This is a genomic window from Rhizobium phaseoli, from assembly GCF_010668805.1.
Classification (GTDB): Bacteria; Pseudomonadota; Alphaproteobacteria; order Rhizobiales; family Rhizobiaceae; genus Rhizobium; species Rhizobium phaseoli_A.
The window spans coordinates 299,824-315,558 of sequence record NZ_WUFT01000007.1 but is presented as its reverse complement, the minus strand read 5'-3'; the positions used below and the strand labels follow the sequence as shown (position 1 = coordinate 315,558).

The 15,735-nt window shown below is 61.9% G+C and carries 12 protein-coding genes and 1 pseudogene; 7 read left to right on the top strand and 6 right to left on the bottom strand.

The window, feature by feature from the left end; all coding sequences use genetic code 11:
- Window positions 1-230: pseudogene (locus tag GR197_RS13585) on the top strand (bifunctional methylenetetrahydrofolate dehydrogenase/methenyltetrahydrofolate cyclohydrolase); the annotation flags it as partial.
- Here the strand turns inward: GR197_RS13585 and GR197_RS13580 are convergent.
- Entirely contained in the window at window positions 231-1,259 is a 1,029-nt protein-coding gene (locus GR197_RS13580; protein ID WP_164010234.1) for a substrate-binding domain-containing protein, read from the bottom strand.
- 298 nt (window positions 1,260-1,557) lie between these two features.
- On the opposite strand from GR197_RS13580, the gene GR197_RS13575 reads away from it, so the two are divergent.
- The 6 genes from GR197_RS13575 (at window position 1,558) to GR197_RS13550 (ending at window position 8,613) form a co-directional block, all read left to right on the top strand.
- Window positions 1,558-2,919, top strand: a complete 1,362-nt coding sequence (locus GR197_RS13575) for an ABC transporter substrate-binding protein (RefSeq protein WP_164010232.1) — start codon at window positions 1,558-1,560, stop codon at window positions 2,917-2,919.
- A 187-nt stretch (window positions 2,920-3,106) separates the two neighbouring features.
- The gene (locus GR197_RS13570) at window positions 3,107-4,120 is read left to right on the top strand and encodes a carbohydrate ABC transporter permease (protein ID WP_164010230.1); all 1,014 of its coding nucleotides are present in this window, start codon (window positions 3,107-3,109) and stop codon (window positions 4,118-4,120) included.
- Window position 4,121: 1 nt separating this feature from the next.
- Entirely contained in the window at window positions 4,122-5,285 is a 1,164-nt protein-coding gene (locus GR197_RS13565) for a carbohydrate ABC transporter permease (RefSeq protein ID WP_164010228.1), read from the top strand.
- Window positions 5,286-5,319: 34 nt separating this feature from the next.
- Entirely contained in the window at window positions 5,320-6,972 is a 1,653-nt protein-coding gene (locus tag GR197_RS13560; protein WP_164010226.1) for an alpha-glucosidase, read from the top strand.
- A 21-nt stretch (window positions 6,973-6,993) separates the two neighbouring features.
- On the top strand, window positions 6,994-8,082 hold the full coding sequence (locus tag GR197_RS13555) for an ABC transporter ATP-binding protein (protein ID WP_164010223.1): 1,089 nt from the start codon (window positions 6,994-6,996) through the stop codon (window positions 8,080-8,082).
- A 177-nt stretch (window positions 8,083-8,259) separates the two neighbouring features.
- Window positions 8,260-8,613 (top strand): hypothetical protein, encoded by a 354-nt coding sequence (locus GR197_RS13550; RefSeq protein WP_164010221.1) that lies wholly within the window; start codon window positions 8,260-8,262, stop codon window positions 8,611-8,613.
- An 82-nt stretch (window positions 8,614-8,695) separates the two neighbouring features.
- On the opposite strand, the gene edd is transcribed toward GR197_RS13550, so the two are convergent.
- From edd to GR197_RS13525, 5 genes are all read right to left on the bottom strand, one after another.
- Window positions 8,696-10,519, bottom strand: a complete 1,824-nt coding sequence (edd, locus tag GR197_RS13545) for a phosphogluconate dehydratase (RefSeq protein WP_164010219.1) — start codon at window positions 10,517-10,519, stop codon at window positions 8,696-8,698.
- 76 nt (window positions 10,520-10,595) lie between these two features.
- Window positions 10,596-11,294 (bottom strand): 6-phosphogluconolactonase, encoded by a 699-nt coding sequence (gene pgl / locus GR197_RS13540; RefSeq protein WP_164010217.1) that lies wholly within the window; start codon window positions 11,292-11,294, stop codon window positions 10,596-10,598.
- Between the two features lie 10 nt (window positions 11,295-11,304).
- Entirely contained in the window at window positions 11,305-12,780 is a 1,476-nt protein-coding gene (zwf, locus tag GR197_RS13535; protein ID WP_164010215.1) for a glucose-6-phosphate dehydrogenase, read from the bottom strand.
- 134 nt (window positions 12,781-12,914) lie between these two features.
- Window positions 12,915-14,213 carry an NAD(P)/FAD-dependent oxidoreductase gene (locus GR197_RS13530; RefSeq protein WP_164010213.1) on the bottom strand — a complete coding sequence of 433 codons (1,299 nt, stop codon included), beginning with the start codon at window positions 14,211-14,213 and terminating at the stop codon, window positions 12,915-12,917.
- 9 nt (window positions 14,214-14,222) lie between these two features.
- On the bottom strand, window positions 14,223-15,659 hold the full coding sequence (locus tag GR197_RS13525; protein ID WP_164010211.1) for a glutamine synthetase family protein: 1,437 nt from the start codon (window positions 15,657-15,659) through the stop codon (window positions 14,223-14,225).
- Window positions 15,660-15,735 lie beyond the last annotated feature (76 nt).

Here is a 15,735-nt window from a genome sequence, read left to right as displayed (position 1 = left end):
GGCCGGGTGCGACGGTCATCGACGTCGGCATCAACCGTGTGGCAGCTCCCGAAAGAGGCGAGGGCAAGACCCGGCTGGTCGGCGACGTCGCCTTCGCTGAGGTCTCCGAAGTCGCCAGCACCATCACCCCCGTTCCCGGCGGCGTCGGGCCGATGACCATCGCCATGCTGATGGCCAATACCGTCATCGCCGCTCATCGCACTGCCGGGCAGACCCCGCCGCAGTTCTGACTATAGCTGCTGCGGGGCAGGGCCGGTCGAGGCTCTGACGATTAGCTCGGTCTTCCAGAGTTCCTGATCAGGGAAGGGGCCGGCCTGCTTCACCGTGCCGATCAGCCGCTGCGCGATGCGAACGCCGGCGGCCCTGAGAGAGGAGCGCGTCGTCGTCAGCGGCACGGAGAAGTTTTCCGGCTTCAGCAGCGGCAGCACGTCGTCATGGGCGATCAGCGAGATATCCTCGCCGAGCCGCAATCCCGCCTGGTTGACCGCGCGGATGGCGCCGAGGGCCAGCACGGTGCTGGAGCAGAGGATGGCCGTTGGCCGCTCCGGCAACTGCAGGAACTGTTCCATTGCCAGCAGCCCTTGCTCGTCCGTCATCAGCGCATGGCTGATGCAATCCTCGTCGAGCGCCAGCCCGCGCTCGGCAAGCGCTGATATGACGCCGTTCTTCCTGCGGATGGCGAAATCGAGATGTATTGGTCCGTTCATCAGCGCGAAGCGCGTATGGCCGAGCTGCAGCAACAGCCGCGTCGCATCGTAGAAGGCGCCCTCATTGTCGATGTCGAGATAGGGATAGTCGGGCTCCGCACCGAAGGAGCGGCCATGCACCACATAAGGCATGGAGAGCGATTTCAGCATGGCAAGCCGCGGGTCGTGGCCGCGCATATAGGCGGCGAACAACGCATCGACATTGCCGCTGATCGCGAGGCGCCTGAGCGCCGCAACCTCGTCGTCCGGGTCGGCCGGCATGATGACGAAGTGGAAGTCGTGGCGCACCGCCTCTTCGCCGAGCCCGGCCAGAAATTCGCCGAAATGCACGTCGGACTGGTGGCCGGGCGCCGTCGGCATGACGAGGCCGATCGAGCCGGCCTTGCCGGTCGCCAGCCGCTGCGCCGCCTTGTTCGGCCGGTATCCGGTTTCCTTGACAGCTTGAAGCACGCGCTCCCGGGTCGCCTCGTTGACCTCGGGATAGCCGTTGAGCGCTCGGCTCACCGTCGTCTGCGACAGCCCCAGCAATTCCGATAGCTGTTTGAGATTCACCTGCTATGCTTCCTCCCGGCCCGCCCGTCGGCCGTTTTCAAAAGGCCTGCCGCCTCCCAGTGGCATCCAAAGCGCTTTCAATTATGTAGCATTTGGTGTGCTTGACTCAAGAAAAATCGCTCCATATTTCCCGATAACCGCCGCTGCACCGTCGTACAGGCGTGTTCACGGCGGGGTTCTCATGAAATGACTTGACTCCATTCCGCCGAAAGTGGAATGAGTTGAGTGTCAAAGCGCTTTGAAATTTCCTTTTAAAGGGAATTCGGTGCGGTTGGGATTGTGATGGGAGGTTGATCACATGAAAAAGTCATTTTTGATGGGCGTTGCCGTGGCAGCGCTTTTTGCTGGTGCTGCGTCCGCGGCCGATCTGAAATTTGCCCCAGGGCAGGATGCCAAGTTCAATTGGAAGAGCTATGACGAATTCAAGGCCGCTCATGCCGATCTGAAGGGGCAGCCCCTGACGATCTTCGGGCCGTGGCGCGGCGAGGACGAGGCGTTCTTCATGAGCGTTCTTGCCTATTTCACCGAAGCGACCGGCATCGAAGCCAAATACTCCTCTTCCGAAAACTACGAGCAGCAGATCGTCATTGACACGCAGGCAGGCTCGCCGCCGAACATCGCCGTTCTGCCGCAGCCGGGCCTGTTCGCCGACCTCGCCAGCAAGGGCTTCCTGACGCCGCTCGGCGACGACAACTCCAAGTGGATCAAGGACAATTACGGGGCCGGCGACAGCTGGGTCGGTTACGGCACCTATAAGGGCAAGGACGGCAAAGAAGCCTTCTACGCCTTCCCTTACAAGGCCGACGTGAAGTCGCTGGTCTGGTACGTTCCGGAGAACTTCGAGGAAGCCGGCTATAAGATCCCGACGACCATGGAAGAGCTGCATGCCCTGACCGACCAGATCGTCAAGGATGGCGGCGTTCCCTGGTGCATCGGTCTCGGTTCCGGCGGCGCCACCGGCTGGCCGGCGACCGACTGGGTCGAGGACATCATGCTGCGTACCCAGCCGCCTGAGGCCTACGACAAGTGGACGACCAACGAGCTGAAGTTCACCGATCCGGCCGTTGTTGCCGCGATCGACGAGTTCGGCAAGTTTGCCAAGAACGAGAAATATGTCGACGGCGGCGTCGCGGCCGTGGCCTCGACCGATTTCCGCGACAGCCCGAAGGGCCTCTTTGCGGTTCCGCCGAAGTGCTACATGCACCATCAGGCCTCGTTCATCCCGTCCTTCTTCCCCGAGGGCACGAAGCTGGGCCAGGATGCCGACTTCTTCTACATGCCGACCTTTGCGTCGCATCCCGAACTCGGCAAGCCGGTTCTCGGTGCCGGCACGCTCGTTTCGATCACCAAGGATTCGAAGGCGGCCCGTGCCTTCATCGACTTCCTGAAGACCCCGATCGCGCATGAGGTCTGGATGGCGCAGTCGAGCTTCCTGACGCCGTATAAGGGTGTCAGCACCGAGGCTTATGCCAATCCGCAGATGAAGAAGGAAGGCGAGATCCTGACCTCCGCCACCACCTTCCGTTTCGACGGTTCCGACCTGATGCCGGGCAAGATCGGCGCGGGCGCCTTCTGGACGGGCATGGTCGATTTCGTCGGCGGCAAGTCGGCTCAAGATGCTGCTGGCGAAATCCAGAGCGCCTGGGACGGCATCAAGTAATCTTCCAAAATTATGCCGCCGGCTTGCCGGCCGCATGGCTTGCATGACTGGCCGGGTTCGCAAAGAGCCCGGCCATCGCAGCATTTATTGTGATTGGGCAATACAAACAGTTTGACGATGACCGGCGCTGACCCGTCAGAATAACAACCGGTCGCAATAAGATCAGGGGAAGCAGGGGAGGGACGAAATGCTGTCGCAGATAGTGTCCGCTTTGGGCGTCGTGGTCGCCGCCGTTTTCGCGTGCTCGGCCTATTTTTATTTTTCGAACAAGATCCTGGATCTCGCTCTGCCGGTGAAGGATGGCGACATCCGCGCCGCATCGCGCAATCTCAACCGCCGTGCGCTCGTGCGCCCGTGGTTGTTCGTCGGCCCGGCGCTCTTCCTGCTCGTTGTCTATCTCGTCTATCCGGTCGTTGCGACCTTCATCCTCTCCTTCTACGACCGCGCCGGCGAGCAGTTCGTCGGCGTCGCCAACTATAAATGGGCGCTCGTCGACCGCGAATTCCGCCAGTCCATCTTCAACAACATCCTCTGGCTCGCTGTCGTACCGGCCGCCTGCACCTTCTTCGGCCTTGTCATCGCCGTGATGACCGACCGCATCTGGTGGGGCAATATCGCCAAGAGCATCGTCTTCATGCCGATGGCGATCTCCTTCGTCGGCGCCTCGGTCATCTGGAAGTTCATTTATGAATATCGCGGCGGCAACGACGTCCAGATCGGCCTCTTGAACGCCATCGTCCAGACGTTCGGCGGCACGCCTGAGGTGTGGATCTCCGTTCCCTTCTGGAACAATTTCTTCCTGATGGTCATCCTGATCTGGATACAGACCGGTTTTGCCATGGTCATCCTATCGGCCGCCCTTCGCGGCATTCCCGAGGAGACGATCGAGGCCGCCGTCATCGACGGCGCCAATGGCTGGCAGATCTTCTGGCGCATCATGGTGCCGCAAGTCTGGGGCTCGATCGCGGTTGTCTGGACGACGATCACCATCCTCGTCCTCAAGGTCTTCGATATCGTGCTGACCATGACCAACGGCCAGTGGCAGTCGATGGTGCTGGCGAACCTGATGTTCAACTGGCTATTCCGCGGCGGCGGCGATTCCGGCCGAAGCGCCGTCATCGCCATCATCATCATGCTGGCCGTCACGCCGATCATGGTCTGGAACGTGCGACGCGCCAATCGCGAACTGAAGGGCCACTGAGATGACCGCTGTCGGAAGCTACTTCAAGATCGGCCCCGCCCGTCTCTTCGTTCACGCCGCCGTTCTGCTGATCGTCATCGTCTGGCTGATCCCGACGCTCGGGATCTTCGTCAGCGCGCTGCGCGACAAGGACCAGATCGTCGTCTCCGGCTGGTGGACGGCCTTCGTCGGCTCGACGCAGACCGTCGCCGTCCGCCTGGGCACACCGGACCAGCAGCAGCAGGAAGGCGCAACCTACGTCATCACAGGCAATGTGCTGGAGGGCCAGACCGGCCGTTCGGTAAAAGCCTTCGGCAACCGGGTGCAGCAGCCGGCCGCCTTCGAAGCCGGTCAGACCGCCGATCTCGGCGACGGCGAAACCCTGCAGATCAACAGCGACGGCAGCTACCGCTATGTGAAGAACGCCGCCTTTTCGCCCGACGAACGTCCGCGGCGCATCTATGCATCCGTCTCCGCGCCGCCGGAATTCACCATGCAGAACTACAAGACGGTTCTGACCGGCGAGGGTATCGGCCAATCCTTCATCAATTCGCTGACTGTGACGATCCCGGCGACGATCATTCCGATCCTGATTGCCGCTTTCGCCGCCTATGCGCTCAGCTGGATGGAATTTCCCGGCCGCGGGCTGCTGATCGCGCTCGTCGTCGGCCTCATCGTCGTGCCGCTGCAGATGTCGCTGATCCCGCTGCTGCGTCTCTATAACGAGATCGGTACCATGCTCGGCGAACCTTCCAAGACCTATCCCGGCATCTGGTTGGCCCATACTGCCTTCGGCATGCCGCTCGCCATCTACCTCCTGCGGGCCTATATCGCCGGCCTGCCGAAGGAGATTATCGAATCCGCCCGCGTCGACGGCGCCAGCGATTTCGAGATCTTCGTCCGCATCGTATTGCCTCTGTCCTTCCCGGCACTCGCCTCCTTCGCCATCTTCCAGTTCCTGTGGGTGTGGAACGACCTGCTCGTCGCCATGGTCTTCCTCGGCACCGACAAGGACCACCTCGTTCTCACAGGCAGCCTCAACGCGCTGCTTGGCTCACGCGGCGGCAATTGGGAGATTTTGACGGCGTCGGCCTTCGTCACCATCATCGTGCCGCTGCTCGTCTTCTTCGGGCTGCAGCGTTATCTGGTGCGTGGCCTGCTGGCGGGCTCGGTCAAGGGAGGCTGACCATTTTCGACCGTGACTTCAAACAGGATATTCCATGAACGTGGCTCCCCAATCGATCTCGACCCCCGACAAGGACTGGTGGCGCGGCGCGGTGATCTATCAGATCTACCCGCGCTCCTACCAGGATTCGAACGGTGACGGCATCGGCGACCTGAAGGGCATCACCGCCCGCCTGCCGCATGTGGCAAGCCTTGGCGTCGATGCCATCTGGATCTCGCCCTTCTTCACCTCGCCGATGCGCGATTTCGGTTATGACGTTTCCGACTACGAGAATGTCGATTCGATCTTCGGCACGCTGGTGGATTTCGACACGATGATCGCTGAGGCCCATCGCCTCGGCATTCGGGTGATGATCGACCTCGTCATCTCCCACAGTTCGGATCAGCACCCCTGGTTCGTCCAGAGCCGCTCCAGCAAGACCAACGCCAAGGCAGACTGGTATGTCTGGGCCGACGCCAAGCCGGATGGCACGCCGCCGAACAACTGGCTATCGATCTTCGGCGGTTCGGCATGGGCGTGGGATCCGACGCGCATGCAATATTACCTGCATAACTTCCTGACCTCGCAGCCGGACATGAACCTGCATAATCCTGAGGTGCAGGACCGTCTGCTTGATGTCGTCCGCTTCTGGCTCAACCGCGGTGTCGACGGCTTCCGCCTCGACACCATCAATTTCTATTTCCACGACACGCAACTGCGCGACAATCCCGCCCTTGCTCCGGAACGCCGCAACGCCTCGACGGCGCCGGCGGTCAATCCCTATAATTTCCAGGAGCATATCTACGACAAGAACCGGCCGGAAAACCTTGCCTTCCTGAAGCGCTTCCGCGCCGTTCTGGAAGAATTTCCGGCAATTGCCGCCGTCGGTGAGGTCGGCGACAGCCAGCGCGGCCTCGAAATCGTCGGCGAATACACCTCCGGCAACGACAAGATGCATATGTGTTATGCCTTCGAGTTCCTGGCGCCCGATCCGCTGACGGCGGAGCGCGTCGAAGAGGTGATGCAGGATTTCGAAGCTGCAGCACCCGATGGCTGGGCCTGCTGGGCTTTCTCCAATCACGACGTCATGCGCCATGTCAGCCGCTGGGGCGGGCTGGTCGCCGATCACGACGCTTTCGCCAAGCTCTATGCCTCGCTGCTGCTGACGTTGCGCGGCTCGGTCTGCCTCTATCAGGGTGAGGAGCTGGCGCTGACCGAGGCCGATCTCGCCTATCAGGATCTGCAGGATCCCTATGGCATCCAGTTCTGGCCGGAGTTCAAGGGCCGCGACGGCTGCCGCACGCCGATGGTCTGGGACAGTCAGGTCGCCCAGGGCGGATTTTCGACGGTCAAGCCCTGGTTGCCGGTGCCGGTCGAGCATATCCTGCGTGCCGTCAGCGTTCAGCAGGGCGACGAGGCTTCGGTGCTGGAGCACTATCGCCGCTTCATCGCCTTCCGCAAATTGCACCCGGCCTTTGCCAAGGGTGAGATCGAATTCGAGGAGCCGCAGGGCGATGCCTTGGTCTTCACCCGTGAATACGGCAATGAGAAGCTGCTCTGCATCTTCAACATGAGCCCGGCCGAAACCGGGGTCACTTTGCCTGCGGGCGAATGGCAGGCGTTGACGGGGCATGGCTTTATCAGCAACAACTATGGCGACAAGATCGATATACCGGCCTGGGGGGCGTATTTCGCCCGTCTCGCTTAAGGATCAGCAGGGGAGAGAGACATGACTGGACTGACGCTGAAGGATATCCGCAAATCCTACGGTTCCGTGGACGTTCTCCATGGGATCGATCTCGATATCAAACAGGGCGAATTCATTGTCTTCGTCGGTCCGTCCGGCTGCGGCAAGTCAACACTTCTGCGCATGATCGCCGGTCTTGAGGCGATCACCGGCGGCGAGATGTATATCGACGGCCATCTCGTCAATGACGTGCCGCCTTCCAAGCGTGGCATCGCCATGGTCTTCCAGTCCTATGCGCTCTACCCGCACATGACCGTCTTCGACAACATGGCTTTCGGCATGAAGATCGCCGGCGAAAGCAAGCAGGAGATCGACCGTCGCGTCCGGGCGGCGGCCGAGAGCCTGCAGCTGACCAACTATCTCGACCGCCTGCCGAAGGCGCTGTCCGGCGGCCAGCGTCAGCGCGTGGCGATCGGCCGCGCCATCTGCCGCGATCCGAAGGTCTTCCTGTTCGACGAGCCGCTGTCCAACCTCGATGCCGCGCTGCGCGTCGCCACCCGCATCGAGATCGCCCGCCTGAACGAACAGATGGCCGATACGACGATGATCTACGTGACCCACGACCAGGTCGAGGCGATGACGCTTGCCGACCGCATCGTCGTTCTCTCGGCCGGCAATATCGAGCAGGTCGGTGCGCCGCTGGATCTCTACGAGCGCCCGGCCAACCTCTTCGTCGCCAAATTCATCGGCTCGCCGGCGATGAACATCATCCCGGCGACGGTCGCCGGCACCGGAAGCCAGACGACGGTGACGCTGACCGGCGGCATGTCGGTGACCCTCGATGTTGCGACCGACGCCTCCGAAAAGGGCAAGCAGGCAAGCTTCGGCGTTCGTCCGGAGGATCTGAGGGTCGCCGACGGCGCCGACTATCTTTTCGAGGGCGAGGTGTCGATCGTCGAAGCGCTCGGCGAAGTCACGCTGCTCTATATCGAAGGCCTGGTTCCGGGCGAGCCGATCGTCGTCAAGCTGCCCGGCATCTACGATGTGAAGAAGGGCCAGAGGATGCGGTTTGCCGCCGACAGGCAGAAGTTGCATCTGTTTAACGCAACCGGCCATACCTACCGGAAATGAGGCGGCCATTTTTGGGGTGATGGCCCTAAGAATTATACGGGACGGGCCGAATTCTCACTTTCTGTTAAAGATCGGCTGCTACCTTTTCCCCATCGATTTATGAGGGGGATAAGCACCGTGGCCGCATCCAATCCGTCACAGCCAAAATCTCATTTCCTGAGCAAGGAAGAATCCTTCATGTATGACCGCGAGCAGCGGTTCAAGATGGAGGACACCATGAATGCCGCGCGCATCGAATATACGGAAAAGGGCGTCATGCACGCGGCTTCGCGCCGTTGCGATATCATCCGGATCTCGATGAGCAGCGCGTCACTCGCGATCCTCACCCAGTTCAACCTGCCGAAGCAGTTCTATCTGGATATTCCGGATGCCCGCATCACCAAGGTCGGCTGCCTGCTGATGAAGGTCAACGCCAACAATACGGTCGAAGTCCGCTTCCTGCGCCTGCTGACGCAGAAGGAACTGAACAAGATCTTCGTCTACAGCACCCATCCGGCGCACCGCGACTACGTTCTCGATATTCGCGCCTGACCGGATATCACTGCACTGATTCGGAAAACCCGCGGGGTGCTTCGCGCACCCCGCGGGTTTTGTTTGTCTGCAGCAATCATGCTCAGTTGTGGAAGAGCACGCTCGCGCCCTGATCCGAAGCGCCGACGGCGCGGCGGAACGGCGCGAAGAGTTCGCGGCCCATGCCGAATTCATTGTCGGAGAGATCGACCGTCACCGGTTCGCGCTCGGCCATGTCGGCCGCATCGACGAGCAGCTCGAGCGTGCCCTTGATTGCGTCCAGGCGGATGATGTCGCCGTCGCGAATACGGGCGATCGGGCCGCCGTCGACCGCTTCAGGCGTGACGTGGATTGCGGCCGGCACCTTGCCTGAGGCCCCGGACATGCGTCCGTCGGTCAACAGCGCCACGCGGAAACCGCGGTCCTGCAGTACGCCGAGCGGCGGCGTCAGCTTGTGCAGTTCCGGCATGCCGTTCGCCTTCGGCCCCTGGAAGCGCACGACGGCGATGAAATCGCGGTTGAGCTTGCCTTCCTTGAAGGCATCCTGGAGTTCCTGCTGGCTGTGGAAGATGATCGCCGGCGCCTCGATGATGTGACGCTCCGGCTTGACGGCTGATATTTTGATGACCGCCTTGCCGAGATTGCCACGCAGCATCTTCAGCCCGCCATTCGCCTGAAACGGCGTTTCGATGCTGGAGAGAACCTTGGGATCGACGCTTTTTTCGGGCGACGGCTGGCGCAGGACGGCGCCGTTTTCGCCGAGACGGGCGTCGACCGTATAGGCTTCGAGGCCATGGCCGAAGACGGTGCGCACGTCGTCATGCACCAGCCCGTGTTTCAACAGTTCCTTGATGAGGAAGCCCATGCCGCCGGCCGCCTGGAAATGGTTTACATCGGCAAGCCCGTTCGGATAGACGCGGGCAAGCAGCGGCACAATTTCCGAAAGCTCGGCGATGTCCTGCCAGGTCAACTGGATCCCGCCCGCCCGCGCCATGGCGACGAGGTGCAGCGTGTGATTGGTCGAACCGCCGGTCGCATGCAGGCCGACAACGCCATTGACGACCGAGCGCTCGTCGATCATCTCGCCCGCCGGCGTGAATTCGTTGCCGAGCGCGGTGATCGCCAGCGCCCGCTTGGCGGCCTCGCGCGTCAGCGCTTCGCGCAGCGGCGTGCCGGGGTTGATGAAGGAGGAGCCGGGCATGTGAAAGCCCATGATCTCCATCAGCATCTGGTTGGAATTGGCGGTGCCGTAGAAGGTGCAGGTGCCGGGGCCGTGATAGGACTTCGATTCCGCTTCCAGCAGCTCGGCGCGGCCGACCTTGCCCTCTGCGAAGAGCTGACGCACGCGCGACTTCTCGTCGTTCGGCAGGCCTGTCGTCATCGGGCCGGCAGGAACGAAGATCGACGGAAGGTGTCCGAAGGACAGCGCCGCAATGACGAGGCCCGGTACGATCTTGTCGCAGACGCCGAGGAAGAGGGCGGCATCGAACATGTTGTGCGACAGGCCGACGCCCGCCGACATGGCGATCAGATCGCGCGAGAACAGCGAAAGCTCCATGCCCGGCTGTCCTTGGGTGACGCCGTCGCACATGGCCGGCACGCCGCCCGCCACCTGCGCCACGCCGCCGGCCTGGGCTGCCGCCTCGCGGATGATCGCCGGATAGGTCTCGAACGGCTGGTGCGCCGAGAGCATGTCGTTATAGGCGGTGATGATGCCGAGATTGGGGATGCGGTCGCCGGCGAGCGCATCCTTATCGGCGGGGGAACAGACCGCAAAACCGTGGGCCAGGTTGGCGCAGCCGAGCACCGAGCGCTGCACACCCTGGGACGCGGCGGCGCGCAGGCGTTCCAGATAGCGCTCGCGGGTTGGTTTCGAGCGTTCGACAATGCGATCGGTGATCGCAGAAATGCGTGCGTGAGCGGACATGGAAGATCCCTGCCTTGTTCGTTGTCTTAATCTTTCGGCGGCTCTGGCCTGATACTCGATCGGGATTGACGGCCGATCAGGGAGCCCAGTAGATCTCGACCGGGGAAGTGGCCCGGCGCAGAACGGCGCGGATCGGCATGTCTGCCTCTTCACCCTTGCCTTCCGCCTTGGCGAGAACGTCTTTTTTGCCTTCGCCCTCAATATGGAGAACCAGGAGTGCGGCATCCTGAAGACCGGAGAAGGTGAAGGTCAGGCGCGGTTCACCGGCCCCTTCCGCTTCCATGGTGATGATGCCGCGCGGCGTCGATGCATCGAGCGCCTTGGCGAGATTGCTGCCGCCGGGAAAGAACGAGGCGGTGTGGCCGTCGCCGCCCATGCCGAGGATGACGATGTCGAAGGGCGAACTGATCGCCCTGGTCTTCTCGGTCGCAAGCTTTGCGGCCTCCTCCGCCGAGGCCGTGTCCTGATAGAGCGGCACGAAGCGCGCCGCCTTGGCTTTGTTCTGTAGGAGATTGGCATCGACCAGCAGATGGTTCGAGCGCGCATTGTCGGCCGGCACGAAACGCTCGTCGACAAGGGTGATCGTCACCTTGTCCCAGGCGATGTCGCGCGTCGACAGTGCCTGGAAGAACAGCTTCGGGGTCGAGCCGCCGGAAACGGCGATGGACGCCGTTCCACGCGCGGCAATCGCCGCCGAAAGCATATCGGCGACCTTGTCGGCGAGGCTGCCGGCGAGATCTGAAGGGCTGGCGAAGGAATGCAGGGTCGATGCCATCGGTTTCGTCCTAGATATCGTCATGCCAAGTGCGGCCGTCGCGCTCGATCAGCGCGATGGCCTGGCTCGGGCCCCAGGTGCCGGCCGTATAGCCCTGCACCTGCTGGCCGGTCGTTTCCCAACCCTTGAGGATCGGATCCACCCATTTCCATGCGGCTTCGACTTCGTCGCGACGCATGAACAGGGTCTGGTTGGAGCGGATCACGTCCATCAGCAGACGCTCGTAGGCGTCCGGATTGCGGACGTTGAAGGCCTGGGCGAAGCTCATGTCGAGTGAGACGTTGCGCAGGCGCATGCCGCCTGGGCCCGGATCCTTGATCATCAGCGACTGCTTGACGCCTTCATCCGGCTGCAGCCGGATGATCAGCTGGTTGGCGACGATGCGCCCGGCCGCCTGGTCGAAGATCGCATGCGGGATCGGCTTGAAGGTGATGACGATCTCGGACATGCGTCCGGTCAGGCGCTTGCCGGTTCTGATGTAGAAGGGAACGCCGGCCCAGCGCCAATTGTTGATCTCCGCCTTGATGGCGACGAAGGTCTCGGTATTCGAGACGCCGCCTTCGAGCTCTTCGAGATAGCCCTTGACCGGGCCGCTGCCCGATGCGCCGGCGCGATACTGGCCGCGGACGGTCGCCTGCTCGACATTGGAGGCATTGAGCGGCTTCAGCGCGCGCAGCACCTTCAGCTTCTCGTCGCGAACGGCTTCCGAATCCATCGACGATGGCACTTCCATCGCCGTCAGGCAGAGCAGTTGCAGGATATGGTTCTGCACCATGTCACGCAATGCGCCTGCCGTATCGTAATAGCCGGCGCGGCCCTCGAGGCCGACTGCTTCAGCCACGGTGATCTGCACGTGATCGATATAGTTGGCGTTCCACAGCGGCTCATAGAGCGCGTTGGCGAAGCGCAGCGCCATCAGGTTCTGCACCGTCTCCTTGCCGAGATAGTGGTCGATGCGGAAGATCTGCTCTTCCTTGAAGGCACGGCCGATCGTGTCGTTGAGCTGCAGCGCCGAGGCGAGGTCGCGGCCGATCGGCTTCTCGACGACGATGCGGGTCGACTTGGTGATCAGCTTGTGGTCGTGGATCTTCTGCGAAATGTCGCCGAAGATGCCCGGCGCGACCGCGAGGTAAAAGGCGCGCACCCGATCCTTGCCCTCGTCGAGCAGCTTCTTCAGCTGATCCCAGCCGGTATCCGTGCGGGCGTCGACCGAGACGTAGTAGAGGCGGGCACAGAATTTCTCCACCTCCGCTTCGTCGTATTCGCCCTTCTTCAGGTGCTCGTTCAGCGCGTCCTTGGCGAATTTGCGGTATTCCTCGTGCGTCAACGGGCTGCGCGAGGCGCCGATCACACGGGTCGGTTCCGTAAACTGGCCTTCGATCTGGCGATGATACAGCGCGGGCAGAAGCTTGCGTTCGGCAAGGTCGCCGCTGCCGCCGAAGACGACATAATCAAAAGGCTCAACGGGAATGATCTGGCTGCTCATGAGCTTATCTCTCAATCAGGCTGGTTGGCGGCTCTTTTAATCTAATCGATTTAAAAAAGCCAGTGTGCGGTGCAATGAATCTCTCAGGCACCGGTTTTAGAGCGAATTTCCGGAAGAGGAAATCCGCAATCGGACTAAAATTTGTCGCGAAGCGCAAACCACGACAAGGCGAGGAAAAGCAACGGCGTCCGCATGCTGGCTCCGCCGGGAAAGGCTGGAATATCGAGCGATTTGAAGAGGTCGAGATCGCCGGATTTTCCAAGCACCGTTTCCGCATAGAGCTTGCCACAATAGTTTGACAGCATGACGCCATGGCCGGAATAACCGCCGATCGAGATGACGCCGGGCATGACCTCGCGCACGAAAGGCTGGCGCGGCATGGTGATGCCGACGCTGCCGCCCCAGGCGTGGGTAATCTCGATATTCTTCAGATCCGGATAGATCTCGGCGATCTGCCGGCGAATGTGCTCGGAAATGTCTCGCGGATTGTCCGACGTATAGGCCTCGCGCCCGCCAAACAGTAGCCGACCGTCGCCGAATTTGCGGAAGTAGCGCACGACGAAGCGCGAATCGGCCACGGCCTCGTTGCCCGGCAACACATCGGGATGCCGGTCGAGCGGCGCTGTGGCGCCGATGAAAGAGCGGATCGGCATCACATGTCTTGCGGTCACCGGTTCGAGGCCGTCGATATGGCCATCGCAGGCAATCAGCGCCCGGCCGGCCGTGATCGTTCCCCTTTCGGTTTCGATCGTCACCTTGCCGCCGCCTTGGCGGATCGCCTTTGCCGCGGTCATCTCGAAGATCGCAGCGCCGGCATTGGCGGCGACCCTGGCCAGCCCCACCAGCAGCTTCAGCGGATGGATGTGGCCGGTGCCGACATCGCGCACGCCGCAATGAAAACGCTTCGAACCGAGCCGCTCCTGCGTTTCCTTCTCGTCCATGAAGCTGATGTGCGGATAGTTGTAGCGCAACGCGGCGATCTCGGCATTTTCGTAATAGGCGCGTTTGTAGCTCGCCTTGTGCGCGACGTTGAGCTGGCCGGGCACATAGTCGATCTCGATCTGGTGCTCGCGGGCGAAATCGATCAGATGGCGCTTGGCCGCCTCGGCAAGATCGAACAGCGCCTTCGAGCGTTCGTGGCCGATCGTCGCCTCGAGTTCTTCCGGCCACCATCGCTGGCCGGTGCCGAGTTGGCCGCCATTGCGCCCGGACGCCCCGTCACCGAAGCGGCAGGCCTCGATCAGCACCACCGAAACGCCTGCCTTGGCAAGATTATAGGCGGCCTGCAGGCCGGTATAGCCGCCGCCGATGATGGCGACGTCTGCTGTTCTCGAGCCGTCGAGGGCGGCATAGGTCGGCCGCTCCCCGATGGTTGCCTGATACCAGGATAGTCCCGGCGAGATCGGGCTCTGCCACATCTCCTGCGATGCCATGACGCTCCCTCACACGTTGAGCAGAAGGAATTCCCGCTCCCAGGGGCTGATCACCTGCATGAAGGTCTCGAACTCGCCGCGCTTGACGCCGGCATAGAGGCCGATGAACTGCTTGCCGAAAATCTCTTCGAAGGCGGGCTCGTCCTCGAGCAGCGCCACGGCTTCCAGCAGGCCGCGCGGCAGGTCGATCGAGCCTTCATTTGCCGAATCCTCCGTCGGCGCCGTCGGCTCGATCTGCTTCATGATGCCGAGCAGGCCGGAGGCGAGCGAGGCGGCAAGCGCCAGGTAGGGATTGGCGTCCGAGCTCGGCAGCCGGTTTTCGACGCGCCGCGCCTGCGGATCGGAAACCGGAACACGGAAGGCCGTCGTCCGGTTGTCGTAACCCCAGGCATTGTTGACCGGGCAGGACATGTCAGGCTGCAGGCGCCGGTAGGAGTTCACATAGGGCGCCAGCATCGCCATCGCGCTCGGCACGAATTTCTGCATGCCGCCGATGAAATGGAAGAACTCCTTCGAAGCCGATCCGTCCGCGTTGGAGAAGACGTTTTTACCCGTCTCGATATTGACCACCGATTGATGGATATGCATCGCAGAACCCGGCTGGGCCTGCATCGGCTTGGCCATGAAGGTCGCATAGATGTCGTGCTTCAGCGCCGCCTCGCGGATCGTCCGCTTGAACAGGAACACCTGGTCGGCAAGCTCGATCGGATTGCCGTGGCGCAGGTTGATCTCGAGCTGCGCCGGTCCCTCTTCGTGGATCAGCGTATCGATCTCGAGGCCCTGCTTCTCGGAGAAATGGTAGATATCGTCGATCAGTTCGTCGAATTCGTTGATCCCGGCGATTGAATAGCCCTGGCCGCCGAGGATCGAGCGGCCGGACCGGCCCTTCGGCGGGTGCAGCGGATAGTCGGGGTCGTCATTCTTGGCGACCAGGTAGAATTCGATCTCCGGCGCCACGATCGGCTTCCAGCCGCGGTCGTGATAGAGGCTCAGGATCCGTTTCAGCACGTTGCGCGGCGTATAGGGCACTTCGCCGCCGTCGGAATCGACGATATCGCAGATCACCTGCGCCGTCGGGTCGGTCTCCCAGGGCACGACCGAAAGCGTCGAAAGATCCGGCATCAGCTTCAGGTCGCTGTCGCGCGGCTCATAGCGGAAGCTCTCCGTCTCCTCCGGATACTCGCCCGAAATCGTGTGCCGGTAGATCGCCGAAGGCAGCGCCAGCGAGGTATTCGAGGTGAATTTCGAGCTCGGCATCATCTTGCCGCGCGGAACGCCGGCAAGGTCCGGCGTGATGCATTCGATGTCTTCGATGCCCCTGTCCCTCAGCCATCGTGCTGCCTCCTTCCAGTTCGCAACACCGCGCAGAGACCCGGGGTCCGGGGGAGTTTTCTTCGAGGCGGGTACGTTTTTGGCAGGCTTCAGCGTCGTCTTTTTTGGGGACATGACACACCGGTCTGGTTGATCGTGGCGCCATCATAACCGGACTTTGCCAATTGGCGAGAGGTTGAGAACGTTGACT

Coding starts and splice junctions, on each gene's coding strand:
- zwf (WP_164010215.1), bottom strand. CDS start 12,780: ATGAGCAGCCAGATCATTCCCGTTGAGCCTTTTGATTATGTCGTCTTC.
- edd (WP_164010219.1), bottom strand. CDS start 10,519: ATGTCCGCTCACGCACGCATTTCTGCGATCACCGATCGCATTGTCGAA.
- GR197_RS13570 (WP_164010230.1), top strand. CDS start 3,107: ATGCTGTCGCAGATAGTGTCCGCTTTGGGCGTCGTGGTCGCCGCCGTT.
- GR197_RS13560 (WP_164010226.1), top strand. CDS start 5,320: ATGAACGTGGCTCCCCAATCGATCTCGACCCCCGACAAGGACTGGTGG.
- GR197_RS13575 (WP_164010232.1), top strand. CDS start 1,558: ATGAAAAAGTCATTTTTGATGGGCGTTGCCGTGGCAGCGCTTTTTGCT.
- GR197_RS13550 (WP_164010221.1), top strand. CDS start 8,260: ATGTATGACCGCGAGCAGCGGTTCAAGATGGAGGACACCATGAATGCC.
- pgl (WP_164010217.1), bottom strand. CDS start 11,294: ATGGCATCGACCCTGCATTCCTTCGCCAGCCCTTCAGATCTCGCCGGC.
- GR197_RS13565 (WP_164010228.1), top strand. CDS start 4,122: ATGACCGCTGTCGGAAGCTACTTCAAGATCGGCCCCGCCCGTCTCTTC.
- GR197_RS13530 (WP_164010213.1), bottom strand. CDS start 14,213: ATGGCATCGCAGGAGATGTGGCAGAGCCCGATCTCGCCGGGACTATCC.
- GR197_RS13555 (WP_164010223.1), top strand. CDS start 6,994: ATGACTGGACTGACGCTGAAGGATATCCGCAAATCCTACGGTTCCGTG.
- GR197_RS13525 (WP_164010211.1), bottom strand. CDS start 15,659: ATGTCCCCAAAAAAGACGACGCTGAAGCCTGCCAAAAACGTACCCGCC.